The organism is Pseudoalteromonas sp. S4492 (assembly GCF_005886115.1).
Taxonomy (GTDB): domain Bacteria; phylum Pseudomonadota; class Gammaproteobacteria; order Enterobacterales; family Alteromonadaceae; genus Pseudoalteromonas; species Pseudoalteromonas gelatinilytica.
This window is the reverse complement of sequence record NZ_PNCP01000028.1, coordinates 24,764-44,991: the sequence shown is the minus strand read 5'-3', so window position 1 is coordinate 44,991 and position 20,228 is coordinate 24,764. Positions and strand designations below refer to the sequence as shown.

The following is a 20,228-nucleotide window of genomic DNA, read 5'->3' as shown; positions in this document are numbered from 1 at the left end:
TACGATTATTTTTATTCAGTCTAGTTTAGCGCAAAACAAAATGCAAACGTTTGCATTTAAAATTACACATATTGCTAACATTTAATAGGCTTAGCGCTGGCTCGACTGCCTATTTACTAGTTCTATTTCAACAACTTGAGATTCTACCGACTGCCCTGCTAACTGGGCTAACAACTTTTCAACAAGAATAACTGAAGCGCGTTGAGTATTTTGTTTAATACTCGACAAAGAAGGATGACTGATATCTGCCATGGCAATATCATCAAAGCCCACGAGGGCAACGTCGTTTGGAATACTAATGTAACGCTCTTTCAGGGCTTTCATCGCACCAAAAGCCACCATGTCACTACATGCCATAATGCCATCAAAGCACAGCCCTTTTTCTACCAACAATTGGTTAATTCCTTTATATGCAGCACTACTAGTAATATCGATAGAAACCACGTGAGGAGTGGCTTTGGCTTCATTAATAGCATCTAAATAACCACGGTGGCGTTCACTAATTTCAGCGTGCCCAGGGTCACCTAAAAACAAAATATTTTTAGCGCCATTTGCCAATAAGTGCTCAGTCGCTAGGCGACCACCTAAATAATTATCGCTGCCAACAATTGGGTAACTGCTGGGTGTTTTTGGATCGCCCCACACAACTAGAGGAACACCAGCACTCGCTGCAGCTTCAATATTTGCTTGGCTTTTACCTTGGCCGACCACAATAATGCCATCGGCGCGGCGGCTATTAATAAAGTAATTTGCCCAATCATCGCTGGCCATAAACGAATTAGAAAGTAATAACTCTAAGCCAAATTTATTTAGCGCTAAATTTATTTCACCAACAATTTTAAGTAAGAAAGGGTCGTTAATAGACTGTTCTGTATCACCATCGAGGTTAATAATAACCGCAACAACATTGGTTTTTTGGGTGCGAAGGCGGCTAGCAGCCGTGTTTAAACTAAAGTTATGTTTTTTTGCTAACTGTTGAAGCTTGTCGCGAGTTTCCTTCTTTATCAATGGGTTATCATTGAGCGCACGGGAAACTGTCGACGTAGAAACACCGGCTAATTTAGCAAGATCAGCTAACTTTAATTTTCTATCATTCATGATACTGAAACACTGCTTTCCTTTAAAACATATGCTGGCAATATACCACCATTTTGACCAAATCGCTGCGCCAAAGAGCATAATATTTTTTCAGTAAGCAAAACAGACCAACTCACCCTGTGGGTAAAAAAAGGACAAAAAATTGAAAAAACAAATTGCAAACGTTTGCATAAATCTTTATGGTTTATAAAAGCAAGGTGTTAACAATTGCAAAATATTCGCTAATACATTGCTTTCAACAACATAAAAAATGGGAACACACAATGACAACTACATACACACGCAGTGCGCTAGCCTCTGCAATTTTGCTAGCTTTAAGTGGCCAAACAGTTATGGCCGAAGAGCAAACTGATCAACCAGCTAAAGAAAAAGTTGAACGTATTATTGTATCGGGTACACCTGCAGGTATTGGCGTACGTAAAATTGATGCTGGCTATGCAGTAACCAATATCGATGCAGATCAAATTGTTAAATTATCGCCAAAAAGTACCGCTGATTTATTCAAAGCCGTGCCGGGTGTGTGGGTAGAAAGCTCGGGTGGTGAGTCTGGCGCGAACGTATTTGTACGTGGTTTCCCTGGTGGTGGTGATGCACCATTCTTAACATTAAGCCTTGAAGGTTCGCCAATTTACCCTGCGCCTACTTTGTCATTTTTAGAAAACTCGTCGTTATTCCGTTTAGATGAAACAATTGAAACGATGGAGGCATTACGCGGTGGTCCAAACCCTGTTGTATCAAATGGCCAACCTGGTTTAACAACTAACTTCCGCCTTAAACGTGGTAGTGAAGATACCGAAGGTGTATTCAAATACACAACTTCAGATTACGACTTACAACGCATTGATGCCGTGGTAAGTGGTGAGATTTCGGATGATTTATATTTCATGGTGGGTGGTTATGTTAAAAGCTCTCCAGGTATTCGTGATGCTGGATTCACATCAGAAAAAGGCAGCCAGTTCACAATTAATATCACTAAAGAATTAGAAAACGGCACCATTAATTTATACACCCGTCAAACCGACGACCACGGTGCTTGGTACTTACCAACACCACTTAATGTTGACGGCGTTGACGCAAGCTACACGCAGCTGGGTACTTTAAATCGCCAAGCGACTATCTACACAGGCGCAAATAATGACGAGCAACAGATCGACTTAGGTGAAGGCCGTGGTTGGAAAGGTCATGTTTCTGGCGGTAGCATCAAACTTGAATTCGATAACGGTTGGAGCTTCACAGATCGCTTCAACATCACCAAAGGTGATGCAAACACGTACGGCTTAGTACCGGCAGGCTCTGCAACAACCGTTGGTGCGGTGGCTGATAACGGTGAAACAGCAACAGGTGCAGTAACTGGCACAGAATACGATGCAGACACAGCGGTTCAACAACTTGGTCGTTGGGTGGTATTAAAAGAAATTAGCGCATTCACCAATGATTTAGCATTTGCTAAAAAGCTTGATAACTTATCACTGGCCTTTGGTTATTACACAGCCAGCACATCAGCAAATGACTGGTGGAGCTTAGGTAACACAGCGTATCACGTCCTTGAAGCAGGCGGCGAAATGCTAGACGGCATCGAGTGTAATGCAAGTGTTGATGGTTGTGACTTCAACTACGATATCAACTCTACAGGCGATGCACGTACCAATGCCTTTTACACAACAGCTCAATATAAATTCAACGATGACTTTACGCTTGATGCCGGTGTTCGTTTTGAAAACCACGAAGTGGAATACTCGGTTGATGAAGGTCTTGATGGCGTAATCGATAAGTCTGTTCAATATGACGAAAGCAAAACATCGTGGACAACGGGTATTAACTACTCAATTAACGATGACATGGGTGTATTTGCCCGCGTAAACCGTGGTTACAAAATGCCTTACTTTGACGACTTCCGCGATAACTTTAGCGCATACGAAGGTGGTGAAAAGTTAATTAAAGAAGTAACACAAGCCGAGTTTGGTTATAAGCTATTAACTGATAGCACCGATTTCTATGCAACATTCTTCACTAACGAAGTAAAAGGTGACACCTTTGTTCGTCGCCCTGGTGTACCAGCTGAAATCTTAACCAACGAAGCATACGGTATTGAGCTTGATTATAACTACAACCACGAATCTGGTTTCTCAGTTAACTTAAACTCAACGCTTCAAGAAACAGAAATCACAGAAAGCCCAAGCAACGAAGGTAACGAAAGCCAACGTCAGCCAAAATGGCAAGTACGTGTAACACCAAGCTATGACTTTGAAGTAAGCGATATGTATGCAACCTTATACGGCACAATCTCAGCGGTTGATGATCGTTGGGGCGACAACGAAAACACTGTTGTGTTAGAAGGTTACGAAAAAGTAGACATTGGCTTAATTGTTGAGCCTATGGAAGGTATTAAAGTGCAATTAGCAGTTGATAACTTAACTGACGAGCAAGGTATCACTGAAGGTGACCCTCGTAATGCTGATGCACCGAATGGTCGTTACATTATGCCTCGTACTACACGCTTAAGCATTAGCTACGAGTTTTAAGCGATTCTCCCAAACCCCTTGATTGAAAGAATCAATACCCAAGCCACAGTGTTTTATAACCTGTGGCTTTTTTGTTTTACAATCAAGAACTGTAAGTGCTCTGCTAAAGACTTATGTGATTCAAGAATTAAATGCACACCTTCTTGCTGACTAGGCGTAGCGATTGCTGTGATATCCAAAAACAGAGTTTGCTGTTTCACACACACTTCAGAAAAAGCCTCAACTAGCTCGCTAGACTTTGCAGCCGCTCCAGCATAAATAGATTGATACGCGCCAACCTCATACACCGCCGGCGGGCTTAGTATCATTAGTTTGGGCAATTCGCGGTGCAAATAGTAGTTTTTTATATCTAAAATAAGTGCTTCGAGGGCATTGGCAATATCAGCAGCCGACAGTGCAAAACGGCGCTTTAAATCATTCGTGCCGAGCTGAATAACAATCACATCTAAATGATAAGCCGCTAAGTAAGGTTCTAAGTATTTAATGCCCAGTTTATCACCACTGAAAGGCGGGTCGTTCACCAGTGTACGATTGGGCTGGCCGGCTTCAATAACTTGGTAGCCGGCACCTAATTTAATACCCAGTAAACTAGGCCAGCGCTCATCGGCTGCAAAGCGCTTACCATCGACGGGCGAAATACCATAGGTGTTTGAATCACCGAAGCATAAGATATTCATTAAAATGGATTCAATGTGTAACCTTGTTGCTGCAACTGTGCATGCGCCGTCATTGCCGATAACGCCATTTGCACACCAGGAATAAGCTGTTGCTGCTTTACCTTCATGTGCGTTGCAGACTGCCCACACACATACACAACGGTATTATGTGCCAACAATTGTGAGATCAATTGCTGATTTTTATTGTCACTGTCAAAGCGCTGTTTATAAAAACTGTTTTCCAGTACATCAACACTTGCGCCACCATGCACAACTAAAGCAAGTTGAATGTTCTCAGGCTTCACACCATGGGCTATATGCATATTAATGAACCGGGCTAATGAGTTCATTTTGTTATTCTGCGCCCCTTTTTCTGCCGCATCAGCGACATCAAATGCCACTTTGAACACCGTTTGATCAGAGATTGGCGCATGGTTTGGCACATCATAATAAAAACCAAAACCTTTGATAGCAGGCTCAGCTTGCTCTGCGTGACTAAACGAAGATAATAAGGCTAAAGATAAACCTAACAGTGTTGATTTCATAAAAGTTCCTGTTGTTTTTTACTCTAGCCTACCTTGTTTAAACCCGTTTAACTAGCATCAATATGTTGGTGCGCTTTAAAGGTCATGCCTAAGTAATTAAAGGTGTTTTTAAACATCTCGATAAACGCGTTAGGTGCGTGTGCAGATCCTGCATTTGAGAGCAATGAAAACTGCTTTTCACGCAGTGTTCTCAGTTTTGGCCTGAGTGTTTCATCATCCATGTAATCAGTGATCCGGTCTAAAAATGCTTTAAACTGCGGTGTGGTGTTATACCAATACACTGGCGATGCTAGTACCCAGTGTTGATAATTCAACAGCGCTTCAAATACCGCATAAAAATCATCATTTATATATTGCTTATCGTAGCAATAAGGCGAGATAACATAGTCATCTAGACATACTACATCGCCGCCATATTGCGCTTTATAATCATTAACTTGTAAGCTCGTGTTACCCTTTTTTCGCGCACTTGAATAAATAATTACCGTATTTGTTATTGGTTTTTGTTGCATGACTATCACTCCTTTTTTATGATGTGCGCAGCGTAAAACCTCAAGCTAACTTTAGGTCAATACCTTGGAGAAAATTATGTCAGATAAGAAACTTATTGATGCAAACCTAGCGGTTGGCTTTGTGGCAAAACGCAGTGGCGTAAAAGTTTCAACCTTGCATTTTTATGAGTCGAAAGGACTTATTCGCAGCTGGCGTAATAACGGTAACCAGCGCCGCTATAAACCCGATGTATTGCGCCGAATTGCCGTTATAAAAGCTGCGCAAACCATGGGCATAACTCTTGAAGACATTAAACAAACGTTAAGCACCCTACCCGAGCAACGCACACCCACTAAACAAGATTGGGCAGCTCTTTCAAAAGTCTGGCAAACGCAATTAGATGAACGCATTCAATACATGCAACGATTGCGCGAGCGCGTTAACGGTTGCATTGGCTGCGGCTGTTTATCAATGGCTAAATGCCCTATCTACAACAAAGATGATTATTTAGGTGAAGAGCACAGCGGCGCTGTGCTGTTAGAAAGAGATTAAAGTTAAGCTTTGCTCAGCTCACACATACCGTAAATAGCAAACGTATGCTCAGGCGCCTCTTCTATCTGAATATCAACTGTTTGTGGGCTGTTTGATAGATCGCAAACAAGATCGCCAAGCAACCCTTTAAGGGTATTACTATTTTCATGAATTGAAATACTTGTATACCAAAGCACAATACCTTCGGGAGTGCCATTTTCAAGGTAGATATGTTGAATAAGCGAGTCATTATCAAACATATTTGCAGGTTTAGCTGTTCTTATTAGCTTTTCATCAAAGCGAAAGCGGCCATTCTCATCTGTTATCGTCTTATCAATGTATTCTTTACCATAAGTAAGCGAACGGATTACTTTTTGTTTTGCCACCGGTTTACCATTATCTAGTAAAACCCCTTGAACTGGAGCAGATAACAAAAAATCACTTTTATTGAACAAACCAAACATGCCTGCGAATACCTCAGTTGAAGTAAAAAGAAAAATAGCGATAAATGCTAACCTAACAAAGTTCACTACCACACGGCCTCTCTATTTACTTGGCAATCTACTGGATCTAAATAGGGTTTTAGCTCCTCAGGGAATCCATGTTTTTCGGTTATGTCTTTATCAATTTTGAAGTAATGCTCTATCGATTGATATAAGTGAGTACCAAGCGGGATGGATGTATCCATAAAGGTCATGGCTGTGGCATATGCCAGTGAATCCCATTCACGATTTGAACCACCAACGTAAAATGTTGGCTTAGTGAAGCGATAATGTTTAGGGTATTTTAACGGCACCATGAGTGATACAAACACACGTGAGCCACCACGGGCTGAGCCGACATTACGCTGATTTGCGCCATAGCAAACAATGTCTTCGTAAGGTAAGTAAAACGGTTTTCTAAATAAGGTATGTGGTGTTTTTACAAGGCCGGTATGGCGATTAAAGTAAAACTTATCTCGGTGCGCTAATATAGCGCGATGTTTATGCATGTAAAAACCGACAATAAACATAGGTGCATATACAGCAAATGGTACCCATCGGTAGTCTCCCCACACAAAACCAATAACAACTAAATCAGCGAATAAAAACATTACGGCTGCGACCATTAGAAAGAAGCTTAGAGCAGTAAATAAGTTAGACCACCCTCCAAACCATGAAATAGCAAGTTGTTGCCCATCATTGCGAACCCAATGTCCCTCAAGTGTTGAGCCACGATTAGGGGATTCAAGCTCTGCAGTATATTGATCAGTAAAACGCTTACTTTTAAAGGTACGAGTTTTAAAGCTGCAGCCATTGAGTGCTTCTGCTTTTTTTAACCGTGTTTCATAACTGTCTTTATGTAAGTAGTCTCTTGGCAGTTGTTCGTTATAGGTTTGTCTATCCTTACGGTATTTACTTTCGTTTCTAGTTCGCTTTCTTATTTCAGCCGCTTTTTCAGGGTTATCTCTTCTAAACTCTTCTCTTCGAACCACCGCCTCTTCATCTAAGGCCAACTGTTTAATGGTTTTATCTTTAGCTCTTGTTGGGTCTCTACCAGGGTTTTCGGCGCACCACTGGTTAATTGCGTTAATACGATTTTCTCTTTTAATTTTTTCTCGTTCTTCAGGGGTTAAACCGTCGTTTTGTTCAGCAATATAGCGTTTAAGCTCCTCATCACTAATAAGATTATCAATTAAATCATCCAGCTTGCTTGATTTTACTGAGCCTTTATCATCACTATTCATTGTCATTGCTATCTACATTCCTTGTTTTAACCATTCCACTTTAAATATCTCAGACCCTAAACACCCACTGCTTTTTTGCTTACTTCGTCGAAGGTAATTTTAAGAGTGCTGTTTTTGCAAAACTGTTAACGTATCATTGGCAATGCAACTTTAGCCTTTTCACGGAAAGCCGATAAATAGCTGAAGTGAAAGGTGTTTAAGTTTATATTTCCACGTTAATTGCTCTATGCGCTCAGGCTCGGCTTTCCAATGTAGCCAAGGTTTAGTTATTTCCTCCTGCTTTCTACCTTTAAGCCAATCAAAAGGAAACGCTTGATTCAGAATTTCCTCTTCAATTTCTAATTGCTGTGAAAACGAAAATGAGGACCAAAACTCATCAGGCCGATTATTCCTCTTATCAAATTCAGCTGTAATGGGGTCTAAATGGCGGTGTTGTTCATATACCGGCACATCAGGTAACGGCTTACTTAAATCCATAAAGCGCACATAACACTCCCATAATAAATAACAATGCACAGGATTGGCTGAAAGTTCGACAACTGAACCAGTTACAGTTGTTTTAGGGTACTTATCTTGGTCTATATGGCTAATTTCTGGAAAGTAATTCATTACACCCGGCGCGCCCATTTTCGAGGTTAACCTGCAAACAATCTCTTCCCATTTAAAGCAACAGTTACCTAAGTCATCACGCCCTTCACAACCGGGAATATCAAAAGTGAACCCGACCGTTTGGTTTTGCCTGTCAAGGTACATCATCTTATCAGGAATATATCTAGCCGTTATTGGTAGTAAATTTAAGAAGAATAAGTTCCAGCAAAAGGTAACGAGTGGTATCCACCACTGAAAACGTTCACCTTCATCATAAAGTGGGATTGATAAAATACTAATTAATGTAACTAAACTTAATACTGCACCAATTGCCATTGGTCCAAATAATATGGCTTTTATAGGGTTATTGCCACAAGGCACTATTTTATATTGCTCTTTTTTATTTGCGTAAATGCGCCTATCTTGATTTAGCCAACGTCGGAAAAAACATAATCCTCTAAATTCGCTTCCTTCATTTATTATTCGGTGCGCTTCAAAAAAACGATTAAACTTCGTTTTCTTCGGCATTATTCCAACACCAAAGTAATTATTTTTTTTCATCAGATTCCTTTGCTTTAACAAGCCGAGGTGGTACATAAAAACTACAACTAAGATATTTTTATTATCAATACACTTAACCCAATACTATGCATCAAACTATCTTTTAAGGTATTCCTATAAATAATTGTAGTGCTAAGCGCTTTGCTTTGTATTTCCATGTCAGCTTTTCTATACGCTCGGGCTCACCTTTAAAATGCAACCAAGGTTTAGTGATTTCTTCGTTAGGTGTCGCTCTAAGCCAATTAAAATGCGCAGCCTCTTTATTGAATTTTCGCCAAATTTCGACTTGTTGAGCAAGCGAAAAATCACTCCAAAACTTATCGGGTCTCTTATTATGCTTGTCAAATTCAGCAGTTAACTCATCAAGATGACGGCAACTTTCATACTCAGGCACATCAGGCAATGGTTGATTGCTATCCATAAACCGAACTACACGTTCCCAATATAAATAACAGTTCATCGGGTTATTTGAGTTATCAGGCACTTGAACTGCTATTTTAGTCTCAGGGTATTTATCCTCATCAATATGACTAATAAAAGGCACAAACCCCATTACACCTGGGCGCGTTGCCACAATATCAAGATGACATACAATATCGGCCCATTTAAAACAACAATTACCCAGTTCATCGCGCTCTTCACATCCAGGTATGTCATAAGTAAAGCCGACTAACTGTTTTTTTCTATCAAAGTAGATTTGTTTTTTGGGGATATAACTCTCTGTTATTGGCAATAAATTAAGAAAAAACAGGTTCCAAGAAAAAGTAAGTATCGGCACCCACCAATGGTAAGGTTCATCCGAATATGTCATCACAATACAAGATAATAATAGTAACAAACTTAAAACAAAGCCGATTATGATTGGACCAAAAAGCAAAGCTCGAGTAGGACTATTCCCACACATTTCTATTTTAAATCGCTCTGGATGTTTTTGAATTACTGTTTGCTTTCTTGCAGGTAAATCATATAAATAGCATAAGCCTTTGAACTTCTTCTTAAGACCATTTAATCTCTCAGGGTAAAAAAAACGATTAAATCTCGTTTTTTTAGGCATGATATCAACAGTTAAGTAGTCATTGTTTTGCATTACTTTCCTTATGCAATTGCTAAATCAGGTGAGACATTTTCAATTGGCTTTTCAAACGCATCAAAATCTACCGGTAACGTTAGACTTTCGTTGTAAATAAGTGTTGCTGTTATTTCAACATTAAACACCCACTGCTATTTGCCTTAATAAAGCTTCACTATCACACGGCTTCTCTATTTACTTGGCAATCGACTGGATCTAAATAGGGTTTTAGCTCCTCAGGGAATCCGTGTTTTTCGGTTATATCTTTATCAATTTTGAAGTAATGCTCTATCGATTGATATAAGTGAGTACCAAGCGGGATGGATGTATCCATAAAGGTCATGGCTGTGGCATATGCCAGTGAATCCCATTCACGATTTGAACCACCTACATAAAAAGTGGGCTTAGTGAAGCGATAATGTTTAGGGTATTTTAACGGCACCATGAGTGACACAAATACACGTGAGCCACCGCGGGCTGAACCGACATTACGCTCATTTGCGCCATAGCAAACAATGTCTTCATACGGTAAGTAAAACGGTTTTCTAAACAAAGTATGCGGGGTTTTTACAAGGCCAGTATGGCGATTAAAGTAAAAATTATCTCGGTGCGCTAATATAGCGCGATGTTTCAGCATATAAAAACCGACAATAAACATAGGTGCATATATAGCAAATGGCACCCATCGATAGTCGCCCCACACAAAACCAATAACAACCAAATCAACGAAAAAAAACATTACGGCTGCGACCATTAGCAGGAAACTTAGAGCAGTAAATAAATTAGACCAGCCTCCAAACCATGAAATAGCCAATTGCTTACCATCATTCTCTACCCAATGCCCCTCAAGTGTTGAGCCACGATTAGGGGATTCAAGCTCTGCTGCATATTGATCCGTAAAACGCTTACTTTTAAAGGTACGTTTTTTAAAGCTACAGCCATTAAGTGCTTCTGCTTTTTTTAATCGTGTTTCATAACTATCTTGATGTAAATAGTCTCTTGGCAGTTGCTCATTATAGGTTTGTCTATCCTTACGGTATTTACTTTCGTTTCTAGTACGCTTTCTTATTTCAGCCGCTTTTTCAGGGTTATCTCTTCGAAACTCCTCTCTCCGAACCACCGCCTCTTCATCTAAGGCGAGCTGTTTAATGGTTTTATCTTTTGCTCTTGTTGGGTCTCTGCCAGGGTTTTCGGCGCACCACTGGTTAATTGCGTTAATGCGGTTTTCTCTTTTTATTTTTTCTCTTTCTTCACGAGTTAAACCGTCGTTTTGTTCAGCAATATAGCGTTTAAGCTCCTCATCACTAATAAGGTTATCAATTAAGTCATCCAGATTACTTGATTTTACTGAGCTTTTATCATCGCTACTCATAGTCATTGCTATCTACATTCCTTGTTTTTAACCATTCCACTTTAAATATCTCAGACCCTAAACACCCACTGCTATTTGTCTTAATAAGGTTTTTGTTAATCGCTTCCAATAAGGCGTTGTATCAGGCTGATTTAAGCTTTCGTCAATTGGCAATTTTTCCCAAGGCTTAGTGATTTCTTCGTTTGCCCAGCGATTAAGGTTAGTAAGTGAGCTATATTCAAATTCATTTAGAGCAATATACTGTTTAAATTTTTGTGACGCTTCGATTGCGCTGGCATTCATTTTTGCGAATCTATACGAAATAGACATTGATATCCTTATCTTTCAATGTTGCCCTAACAGTCAGTATTTACAAATCAATCATTAAAAATGAGGTGAATTTTTGCCACGCTGTTTTGCCAAACTTAATCTCACTTTCAGGTTTTATATTTTCTGCGTATTTCCAAGGAAACTTAAAGATTTCAGGTGGATTGAGCTTTTTGATTGGCTTACCCATCAGTAAATTATCTAGTTGCTCCTCATTATCAAACTCTTTACTTAACTTCAGGGCTTCTTTGTTCATTTGTTTAGCGAACTTGCGCTCAACACGGTACCAAAAATATTTTGGACGACCATTCGCTTTATCAAACTCTGCAGTTGTTTTATCAAACTCTCGATAATATTCAAATTGTGGGATATCAGCTAAAGGTTTTGTGGTATCCATGAAATTTTCAATCAGTTCCAACTCACAAAACACATCATAAATATAAGTTGGGCCTGTATAATCAAACAGTTCATCTTTTTTATAATGCAGTAGTGTAAAGCCTCTAAATGGGAAACCACTATTAGGGTTATGCACGACACGATAGTGTGCATTAAATTCATCATATTTTAAGCCAATTAACTCTTTACCATCTGAGCTAGGAACCTCAATATTACCACTTGATCGATTAAAAAATGTTTGTAATTTTAATTTTTTAAATAATCGACTTTTTCTTAAAAAAATACTAACTAACTTTGAAATTAGCCAAACTAAGAAACAAATTTTTATGAGATCAAAACTAAGCTTCTCATTTCCAAGTAACCATGCTAACAGTGGCATACTGATTAATAAAAAGATTACAGATAAATGTATATATATCCAAGCTACAATTAAAGAGGTTTTCCAGTTAGTTGGTGTTCCACCAATACCTAGTTTTAGGTGTGTATTGTCTTTTGCAATAGTATTATAAGCTCTAATTGATTCCCCATTTCTATTAAGCCGATCACTCTCTAATTGAAAGTCACTCCAAGCATTCATAACGCATTGTTCTTTTGGAAAAATAGGCATCTTGCTTTGTTCTTTACAAAAATATGAATTCCTTTCTTCAATAAATCGCTTTGATACTATTTTTTTTCTACCCCCTTTATAGCAACCATCTAAGTACGCCTTATACATATTCTATCTCCTTTATTATCCATGCTTTATCTGGCTGCTCACCTTTATCCCAGTCATTACGTTCATCACTATCTACATAGGGCAAGGTCACATTATTATCTAAGCGATATTGAACTTTTACTTTCCAATCAACCTCAAAATTTTTTGGCCACATAGACAAAATTGGTATTACATATTTATATCCGGTGATCGAGCCTGACTGAGTCTTTTCTTTTTGGGTGATTTGCCAGTTTTTATGGTCTCGGCGAAACTCTTGTTCAAAATGAAGGACTCCTTCATCTTCAATCTGGTAAACTTGAACAAGGATCTCTGATTGCCCTAGTGCAAAATTTGGTGTGTCTACATCAATGATTAGCTGGCAGTGCGCACTATTTAGCCTGTGGACCGATAAGTTCACGCTAGGGCTCATTATTGTTCCAACTAACGAGGCATAGCACTCTTTTGAATTTTTGTCCCACTTTTCGTAGTTACCAGTACATCGATCGGCTACATCCTTAGCAAATGGGCCATTCTTAGCCCACGTTTCTAACTCATTATCCGTAACTAAAATTGCAACTACCGCAACAATAAGACCTAAAGCGATAATTGCCCACCCCAATGGTGTAGTAAATAGAGCAACACCCAAATAAATAAAACCAGCAATAGCAATAGCGCCACTTAATGCATGAAAAAAGGCCGCATCCATATCATTTTTTTGTACAGACTTTATAACATCCATTGAAGTCACTGTAAGAGTTATAACAATCCCTATAACACCTAAAACTTTTGATAGGGTTGTTCTTGTAAAATATAATGCTCTTGGTTGATTCATTAAGTTTTTAAAGGATGTACTTCGCATTGTTCCTATTTCAACCATAAGGGCTGCTAAACTTTGGATTGTATTTACAGAGTCAATAACAAATTTACCATCGACTTTATCCCCTGCCTTAAACTTCTTGATCATCTCATTGGCATTAAACATTTCAAATGCCAACATAACCATAGGTAAGTTATGCTCTAAAACACGTAATCCCTTTAATTTAACAGTATCAACCGCACCTAATTTAAAGTTTGGATCGTCATAGTACATTGCATATTTATGTGATTTAGGCACAACCACTAGTTCACCGTCTATTGAGTCATAGCGACCAATAAGATCATGATAATCAGTCCAGTTTTTAGGATTAAAATAGCCTTTATTACTACCAAAAGCTTTTGGATCTTCAGCGGCGATGACTTTGTTATCGCTATCTAAAATAGTCACTGCGTGAGGGGGAGGATTTTTCACGTTTTCTCGTAATTTTGCGCGCCTCTGTTGCCTGTTAAGTTGTGTGCGCTTATAGTTTGTCACAGCGATTACCGAAGGGTTATCACCGAGTACAGCACCGGCTTTCTTTATATGTAGGTCTGCAAAGTCACTAATTTCTATTGCTTTATTGTATGACACCATTAAGTTTCTGAGCTTTACCATATGCGGTTTTAATACCCCATTTTGATACTGGCTAGCTACACGACCCCATGCACCGGTTAAATAACCAACTGCGTCTTTTGCTTTTCCGAAAAACTCTTTCAACCCTTTATTTGCTAATAAGCTTTCTTCCTCTTTTTTCTCTTCAATGAGCTTTTTATGGATCCGCTTAAACTCTTCAAACCTAAACTTTGCTTCTCCATTATTCTTCTCATTTTTAAGCTTCTTAAGAACAACGCTACCGGGCTTAGTTATGTCATAGTGCTGTTCGGGGATCATAAAGCAATCAGACATCCAATTGCTTTGTTCAAATGTAGTTTTTAAAAACTGTTCTATAGAGCTAACCGCTCTTTGCACATTTTTTTTACGTGTTTTTTCAGACTCGAGTTTCGCATTCCAAGGCCTGAAAACACCGGTGGAAATATCATCAATACTCAGAATATTTAATACATTTGTGACGAAATTAAAACCAAATAGGTAGTCAACATCCTCTAAAGCCACCCAGTCATTCATAACTGGAGCCATGCCTATATAATCTGTTTGGTATTTAGATAGTGGGCGTTCTTCGTGGTTATCTTGAATAAAATCAACAAATTCCTTTTGTGCTACTGGTAATAACATTAGGAGTCGCTCAAGCTCAGTACTAGATAAATATTTTTCTAGGTACTCTTTATCTATATGTTTTGCACCACTTCTTAAAAATTTTGCGCCTGATGATTGATCTTTATAACCCGGTTTTTGTGTTTTAATTGGCACAGACGACATGCGATGTGGAAAGAAATAGTGATCTTTCATTACCTTTTCATGCAAGTCTTCACTGAACATAGCTTGGTAAGCTAACACTCCGGAATCATAGTGCTTCTTGCTTGTGAGCTTTTGATTTTCAATTTGTAATTGTAAAAAAAGAGATTGGCACTTATTTAATAACCCTAAGGCTATACCAGCAGGATCATGAATAAAAATTTGCTTTTCATCATCAGCCTCATCTAGATCAATACGTTGGCAACGGGCAGACCTTAATCTATTTGCTAAATTTTGATCTTCAACTTGAGTTGGCGCTTTTGCGTTAGCACCTCTTTGTCTGGGGTCATCTTTATACAAACCTCCAAGGCTCACGATATACTGCCACGACCATTGCACGACTGAGTATGCAATCTCTACTGTAGGGGTTTCTAGTGCGCTAGGCTCACAATTAAGTCCATTGGTCTTTTTGGGAATAATAACGGTCTGAGTTCGTATGCCAGATGCTTTACGCTCGTTTTTACCAAACTCACGACCTAAATCAATTTCTGATAAACAACCATTATCTACTGCTGCAATTTCTCGCCATAAATGACCATTTACAAATATATAGTAAAAACCATTAGACTCAGATACAGGCCTGCCATCCTCCCCTAGTATTTGAAATTGTGCGGATCTAGCCTTTGATTTATCAAGAGATGGTTCTGTAAATAGCTTTAATTTTACGTTTATAAAATTAGGTTTATTCTCATCATCTGGCGGATTTTCTAAGGTATATGACTCTGTATATCCAAGCGGTAGTAATGAACAGCCATCAATGCCTTTAATTTCTGAATCTAATTTAAATAAGCCCATTTTACTCACCTGCTATGAAATTAATCGACGAATTTTCACCACTAGAATGGCGCTTATCAGCGATTGATGATCGTTGTTGTGATCCACCTTTAGAAAGCACTATTTGCCCTAGTGTCGCATCGTTGCAATCAACGCCTTTCACTAGTAGAGAAGCTTCATTCCCAGTACCAAGATCTTGTAAACTATCCCTAACTTGCACTCTAAGTCCCCTTGGTGCGGGGCCGCCAGACTGCATAAGTGGCATGGGTGGGGTATTTTTATTATTTGATATCATCGGGTCGCCTTGGCGAGCCGCAGGCTTGCCTTCAATCATTACGTTAAATGACCCCATGATAAATTCGGCTTTACCGTCGTTCGTTCCGCTAGCGATACCTTTTTTATCACCTGGAGAGTCACCCGAGCTTTGAGAAAAGTAACTTTTTACATTCGCAGCACCTTGACCATTCACTTTGACTGAACTTGCAACAGAGGTAACATCACTTGATTGGGCTTTATTGCCGTAGGGAATAGGCACAACACTGGTGCCAATTGTGGTTAAACACACATCGATTGTTGTTAACTTACCACCGCTATCTTGATGCACAGCGGTACGGCCATTAATAAGCACATTTTGCCCAGAGACTGTAGCGGTTTGCGGTGCCTCTGATTCTGTATCTTTAACTAATTGCTGCTCTGTACCTGCTTGCCAACCTAAATGATTCGACACTAAATCTAAAAAGGCACGAGGGTTATCGATTGGTTTGTTAACGTCCATATTGGTCTGCGGTTCGTTCCACGGCAGAATTGGCTGGTTTTTCTCGTTATCCCATTGTGGTGGCGGAATAATGTAATCTGGAATAAACCGATTAACCAGTTCACCAAGTGTATGCTCTCGGTACTTGGGTCTGGCTATTTCATCTAAAAAAGCAGATTCGCCTTCAGAGCGGTCCGAAAAAATGGCAATACCATTGGCTTTGCCAAGTGCACCGTTGCTTCGTGCACTATTGGTTAGACCAAGTAATGTCGGGTTATTATGGCGCCATGTAACACTGCCGCCGCTTCGTACGTCAGCAGTGAGTGCGTCTATGTCGTATTGTACGCTGCCTGATTCTTTGCCAGCCATGGCATTTATATATGACATTCGCTTTCACTCCTTGAAATCTTAAATAGCTGTTCAGTTGGCTGATTGAACACCACAAAAACGTGTTCAGTGTCAGCCATCAGCGGGTTATGCAAATAGCTTCCAGCTAATGCAAATGCCGCAGATTGGTTTGCCACGCCTTGATAACCCAGTACGGTATTTAGTTCGGCAAACTCTATTAGTTCGTCATCATTTTTATAGTGCTTTTGGGTATAACTAAACCACTGTTTTTGCCATTCATACGACTGCATGCCAGCAAAAATAAAGGAGTCACTAACCTGTATGTTTGCCCTTTGAAGCTGAGTAGGCATTGACTCATCAAAAGTCGTGGCTTTTAAACAACCTTGTCTGTGTACCAACAGTGCATAGCCACCTTCGCCATAAATTACGCCGCTAGGGCCATTTACAACTTGTACTGTGTGGTGTTTGGCTTGCTCAGAAACGTATTCAAAATCATTACACGAATCAACGGCAACTACGAGGGTATCGAGGTCGGTTGCTTCGAGCTGCCAATCGCTTACCTGCTCAAAGGCTGGTGTTTGCTCAGGCATTGCGTTAGTCAATAATTCACTTAATGTGTCATCATCAATCAGCGGCTCGCCATTACTGGCGTGCGGTAATATAAACTGAACTTTATTGACCCTAAATGAACAACAAAGTTTTTTTAACTCAATATTTTCAATAACATGAGACAAAATTAGCAAGCAACGAGTTTGCCTATCAAACCCAGCAAGCTCAGTCAGTTCTACAAATACATAAGGGGCATCTAAACTAATATCACAGCGGATCAGCGCTTTGCTTGGCTTTGAATACAACATTTGGTTTGCCACCGATGTATAAAAACTTTCGGTATAACACCCTGCGGCATTAACATGATAAAGAGTATCAAACTGCATCGTTACCTCCCTGCTCAGCTACAATTATATTGCTGCTACTTGCCACATTGTCACTGTTGATATGTCCGCGCCATAACAGCGAAAAGCACTGTGCGTCCGAATCAATCACTAAGGTATCGCAGTGCATGTCGATATCATGCCTCGTTAACGTATTAACCACTTGTACTATTGGCTTAAGCACAGGAAGCTCTACTGTTTGTTGTTGGCCATATTCTTGTAATGGATATAATCCGGTTAACGAAAACGCCCAGCCTTTTGTAAACACTTGCTTTGTTTGTTGATCTGCCGGGGCTGTATTATAAAAGTTGCTAGCCAATGACGTTTTGAACGGGTACTTACCAGCCATGAGCGCTTGTTCGTCAATCTCTGGCATTAATTCTATACGCGGTGACCAATGACTCGGAATTGCCGAAAAGCCAGCAACACTTACTTGATGACTTGGTTTTCTTAATACCTCGTTGGCATATTCTATCGCAGGTAAAGGCTGCCCTATTGCGTGCTTGTTTTTCAGTTTAAAGCCAACACCTATAGGATTTTCGAGGCTGTAATCGCTTTGATCATGATGTGCTTTGCCCCCAAACGAACGGCTATAGCAAACAGCTGTTGGCGTAATTGGGCTAGGATCTGTTGCGACAGGGCCAAGCAGTGAACGGCGCCATTTACGTTCGCCAGTAAGGCGTAATCGCTTTTTAATTATTGCTGTGTCGTTTGCAGCTAAACCTAGCTCAACCTCAATAACACGCGCAGTTTTGCCCTTTGGCGGGTACGCAGTAAAGTTGCCATACACTTCGAAACCTTGCTTAAATGCCACTTGTTCATTCACTGCCACCAGCGGCTCGCTAGTCGGATCACCGCTATATTCGTCGGCCATGACGATTTCAACACACGGTTCCATTAAGCTAGTATTGCCTTTTTCATCAAACTCAAAGCTCTGTTTTACCAAAACAACATGAGACGCAGTGCCATCTGCTTGCCAACCTTCAAACACGCTTGCTTGCCAAGGAGTAAAGTTATGCAGCATGTTGTGCTCCTGCTATTAACTTTTGCCACTGAACTGCTGTTTGCTGAGTATGATAAAGACCACAGGCCAGTGTTAATTCAAACTGAGGGGCAAATACTCGCTGTACAATCTCGCCTGCCAATTCTGCTAAGCCTTGCTCTGGCTGCGCTTTTGTAAAACTCACGCCTTTTAAAACACACTCTCCTTTGCTTAAAGCCAGTGCTTGCCTAACATGCTCTGCATCATGCAAGTTTATACCGGCTTGCACATGATGCTGATTTTGCGTGCTTACCAGTGTTAAGGCTTCTGCTTTTGCAAGTGGTCTATCTGTTAACGTTAGCCAAGCCTGATAAGCTGCTTGCTGTGTTTGCGCAACGCCCATAAGCTCTATCACCAATACCAGCGCTGATTTATACACAAAGTGGCTTAATACGGTTTGGCAAAATTCTGGGTGCGCTTTACAAAATAAAGCACAAGGCTCATGCCAGCGACTATCGCCAAGCAGCCCCGCTAATTGTAATAACTGCGCTTTTTGTGAAGGCTCACTGGTACTCGAAAACACTTTAAATACCTTATCACTAAGGCTGTTATCGCCTTGGCAATAGCAATTGACTAAAGCGGCAAATACCAAAGTAAAATCAGTATGAGCGAGTGCTTGTTGTAACTCAGCATCATTTAAAGGCTGCGAGAACAAAATAGTTTTAAGCTGCTGCGGTAATGACTCTTTGCCCTCTAGCACTGTGGCTCTGAGTGCTTTTTGTTCTGGGATAGACCAATACCTAAGTTGCTGCGATAACAAAGTATAAACAGGCAGAGCTTGCTGCTTTTTAAGCGCTAAAAAATAGTCACTGTTATCTTGCTCAGGTGCAGCCATTAAACGTGTTGCGCAAAGCGCAAAAATGGCGTGCTGGTCGCTCGCTAACGCGATCTCACAAAAATCATCACAGCTAAGTTCAGCAAGGTCATTAAAGCTGTTCCCATTGAAGTAGTCGCACGGTGACTGCTGCTTAAGCGATGCCAGCACATAAAGGTGATTAAGCACTTGATGCTCTAACACTTTTTGTCTTGCAAGACTATACGCCCCTGACGCAAGTAGCTTTTCACGGTGCGCCATTAAAGTGGTAACGCGCTGTTGATGCTGTTTTAACTTAGAAACCGCTGCAAACATATTAATTAAGCCTAATCGGCCAACCTGCCAAGGTAAGGTCTTGTTGGCTATTTGCAGTAATATCTTCGCCTTCAAGCACGATAGTGCCATCGGCAAATACTTCGATGCTGCCCTTTGCGGTTTGCAAGCTAACGCTTTGCTCTGCGGCAATAATAATATGCCCTGCTTCGTTGCTAATGTGAGCCGCCGGAGATTGTTCAGGTGCGGCTAAAAGTGCCGTTACAATCACACCTTGCTCACTGTGTAGCACCACAACTTGGCTACCTATTTTGCAACACGATACATGGGCAGCTTGCAAAGCAACATCAAAACGAATGTGATTAATAACCACGCTCAAAGCTTTACCCTGAGGTGACACTTCACTGACCTCTGCGAGGCTTTGTTGCTGATCAAATAACTGAGTTACTGTGGCTGTCATTTTCAG

At 40.2% G+C, this 20,228-nt stretch carries 19 protein-coding genes; 2 read left to right on the top strand and 17 right to left on the bottom strand.

What is annotated here, in order from left to right:
• Positions 1–90 precede the first annotated feature (90 nt).
• Positions 91–1,098 carry a LacI family DNA-binding transcriptional regulator gene (locus CWC28_RS08775; protein WP_063701328.1) on the bottom strand — a complete coding sequence of 336 codons (1,008 nt, stop codon included), beginning with the start codon at positions 1,096–1,098 and terminating at the stop codon, positions 91–93.
• Positions 1,099–1,361: 263 nt separating this feature from the next.
• On the opposite strand from CWC28_RS08775, the gene CWC28_RS08770 reads away from it, so the two are divergent.
• Positions 1,362–3,620 (top strand): TonB-dependent receptor, encoded by a 2,259-nt coding sequence (locus tag CWC28_RS08770; RefSeq protein WP_063701331.1) that lies wholly within the window; start codon positions 1,362–1,364, stop codon positions 3,618–3,620.
• Between the two features lie 53 nt (positions 3,621–3,673).
• Here CWC28_RS08770 and CWC28_RS08765 read toward each other — a convergent pair whose 3' ends face one another.
• From CWC28_RS08765 to CWC28_RS08755, 3 genes are read right to left on the bottom strand one after another with little or no spacing between them, the layout of a single operon-like run.
• Positions 3,674–4,297, bottom strand: a complete 624-nt coding sequence (locus CWC28_RS08765; protein ID WP_138624999.1) for a GDSL-type esterase/lipase family protein — start codon at positions 4,295–4,297, stop codon at positions 3,674–3,676.
• On the bottom strand, positions 4,297–4,821 hold the full coding sequence (locus CWC28_RS08760) for a DsrE family protein (RefSeq protein WP_138624998.1): 525 nt from the start codon (positions 4,819–4,821) through the stop codon (positions 4,297–4,299). The genes CWC28_RS08765 and CWC28_RS08760 overlap by 1 nt, the downstream gene beginning before the upstream one ends.
• Before the next feature lie 47 nt (positions 4,822–4,868).
• Positions 4,869–5,333, bottom strand: a complete 465-nt coding sequence (locus CWC28_RS08755) for a flavodoxin family protein (protein ID WP_138624997.1) — start codon at positions 5,331–5,333, stop codon at positions 4,869–4,871.
• Between the two features lie 76 nt (positions 5,334–5,409).
• On the opposite strand from CWC28_RS08755, the gene soxR reads away from it, so the two are divergent.
• Complete coding sequence (soxR, locus tag CWC28_RS08750; RefSeq protein WP_054562542.1) at positions 5,410–5,865, top strand: redox-sensitive transcriptional activator SoxR; 456 nt, start codon at positions 5,410–5,412, stop codon at positions 5,863–5,865.
• 2 nt (positions 5,866–5,867) lie between these two features.
• On the opposite strand, the gene CWC28_RS08745 is transcribed toward soxR, so the two are convergent.
• The 13 genes from CWC28_RS08745 to CWC28_RS08685 all read right to left on the bottom strand — a co-directional run bounded on the left by CWC28_RS08745 (position 5,868) and on the right by CWC28_RS08685 (position 20,222).
• Positions 5,868–6,374 carry a DUF6795 domain-containing protein gene (locus CWC28_RS08745; protein ID WP_138624996.1) on the bottom strand — a complete coding sequence of 169 codons (507 nt, stop codon included), beginning with the start codon at positions 6,372–6,374 and terminating at the stop codon, positions 5,868–5,870.
• Entirely contained in the window at positions 6,374–7,576 is a 1,203-nt protein-coding gene (locus CWC28_RS08740; RefSeq protein ID WP_249324956.1) for an SKP1 family protein, read from the bottom strand. Before CWC28_RS08740 ends, CWC28_RS08745 begins: the two co-directional genes overlap by 1 nt.
• Positions 7,577–7,729: 153 nt before the next feature.
• Complete coding sequence (locus CWC28_RS08735) at positions 7,730–8,719, bottom strand: hypothetical protein (RefSeq protein ID WP_138624995.1); 990 nt, start codon at positions 8,717–8,719, stop codon at positions 7,730–7,732.
• 103 nt (positions 8,720–8,822) lie between these two features.
• Entirely contained in the window at positions 8,823–9,806 is a 984-nt protein-coding gene (locus CWC28_RS08730; protein ID WP_063700011.1) for a hypothetical protein, read from the bottom strand.
• A 160-nt stretch (positions 9,807–9,966) separates the two neighbouring features.
• Complete coding sequence (locus CWC28_RS08725; protein ID WP_249324955.1) at positions 9,967–11,166, bottom strand: dolichyl-diphosphooligosaccharide--protein glycosyltransferase subunit 2; 1,200 nt, start codon at positions 11,164–11,166, stop codon at positions 9,967–9,969.
• Between the two features lie 51 nt (positions 11,167–11,217).
• On the bottom strand, positions 11,218–11,469 hold the full coding sequence (locus CWC28_RS08720; RefSeq protein WP_138624994.1) for a hypothetical protein: 252 nt from the start codon (positions 11,467–11,469) through the stop codon (positions 11,218–11,220).
• A gap of 40 nt (positions 11,470–11,509) precedes the next feature.
• A complete protein-coding gene (locus CWC28_RS08715) occupies positions 11,510–12,577 on the bottom strand; it encodes a hypothetical protein (RefSeq protein WP_063704456.1) in 1,068 nt (355 codons plus the stop codon).
• The gene (locus CWC28_RS08710) at positions 12,570–15,620 is read right to left on the bottom strand and encodes a hypothetical protein (protein WP_063704454.1); all 3,051 of its coding nucleotides are present in this window, start codon (positions 15,618–15,620) and stop codon (positions 12,570–12,572) included. The genes CWC28_RS08715 and CWC28_RS08710 overlap by 8 nt, the downstream gene beginning before the upstream one ends.
• 1 nt (position 15,621) lies before the next feature.
• Positions 15,622–16,740 carry a DUF4150 domain-containing protein gene (locus tag CWC28_RS08705; protein ID WP_138624993.1) on the bottom strand — a complete coding sequence of 373 codons (1,119 nt, stop codon included), beginning with the start codon at positions 16,738–16,740 and terminating at the stop codon, positions 15,622–15,624.
• On the bottom strand, positions 16,728–17,636 hold the full coding sequence (locus tag CWC28_RS08700; protein WP_063704449.1) for a hypothetical protein: 909 nt from the start codon (positions 17,634–17,636) through the stop codon (positions 16,728–16,730). Before CWC28_RS08700 ends, CWC28_RS08705 begins: the two co-directional genes overlap by 13 nt.
• Positions 17,626–18,657: a DUF2169 family type VI secretion system accessory protein gene (locus CWC28_RS08695; RefSeq protein WP_063704447.1), complete on the bottom strand. Its 1,032-nt coding sequence runs from the start codon at positions 18,655–18,657 to the stop codon at positions 17,626–17,628. Before CWC28_RS08695 ends, CWC28_RS08700 begins: the two co-directional genes overlap by 11 nt.
• A complete protein-coding gene (locus CWC28_RS08690; protein ID WP_240494371.1) occupies positions 18,647–19,879 on the bottom strand; it encodes a hypothetical protein in 1,233 nt (410 codons plus the stop codon). The genes CWC28_RS08695 and CWC28_RS08690 overlap by 11 nt, the downstream gene beginning before the upstream one ends.
• A complete protein-coding gene (locus CWC28_RS08685) occupies positions 19,806–20,222 on the bottom strand; it encodes a hypothetical protein (RefSeq protein ID WP_063704443.1) in 417 nt (138 codons plus the stop codon). Before CWC28_RS08685 ends, CWC28_RS08690 begins: the two co-directional genes overlap by 74 nt.
• Positions 20,223–20,228 lie beyond the last annotated feature (6 nt).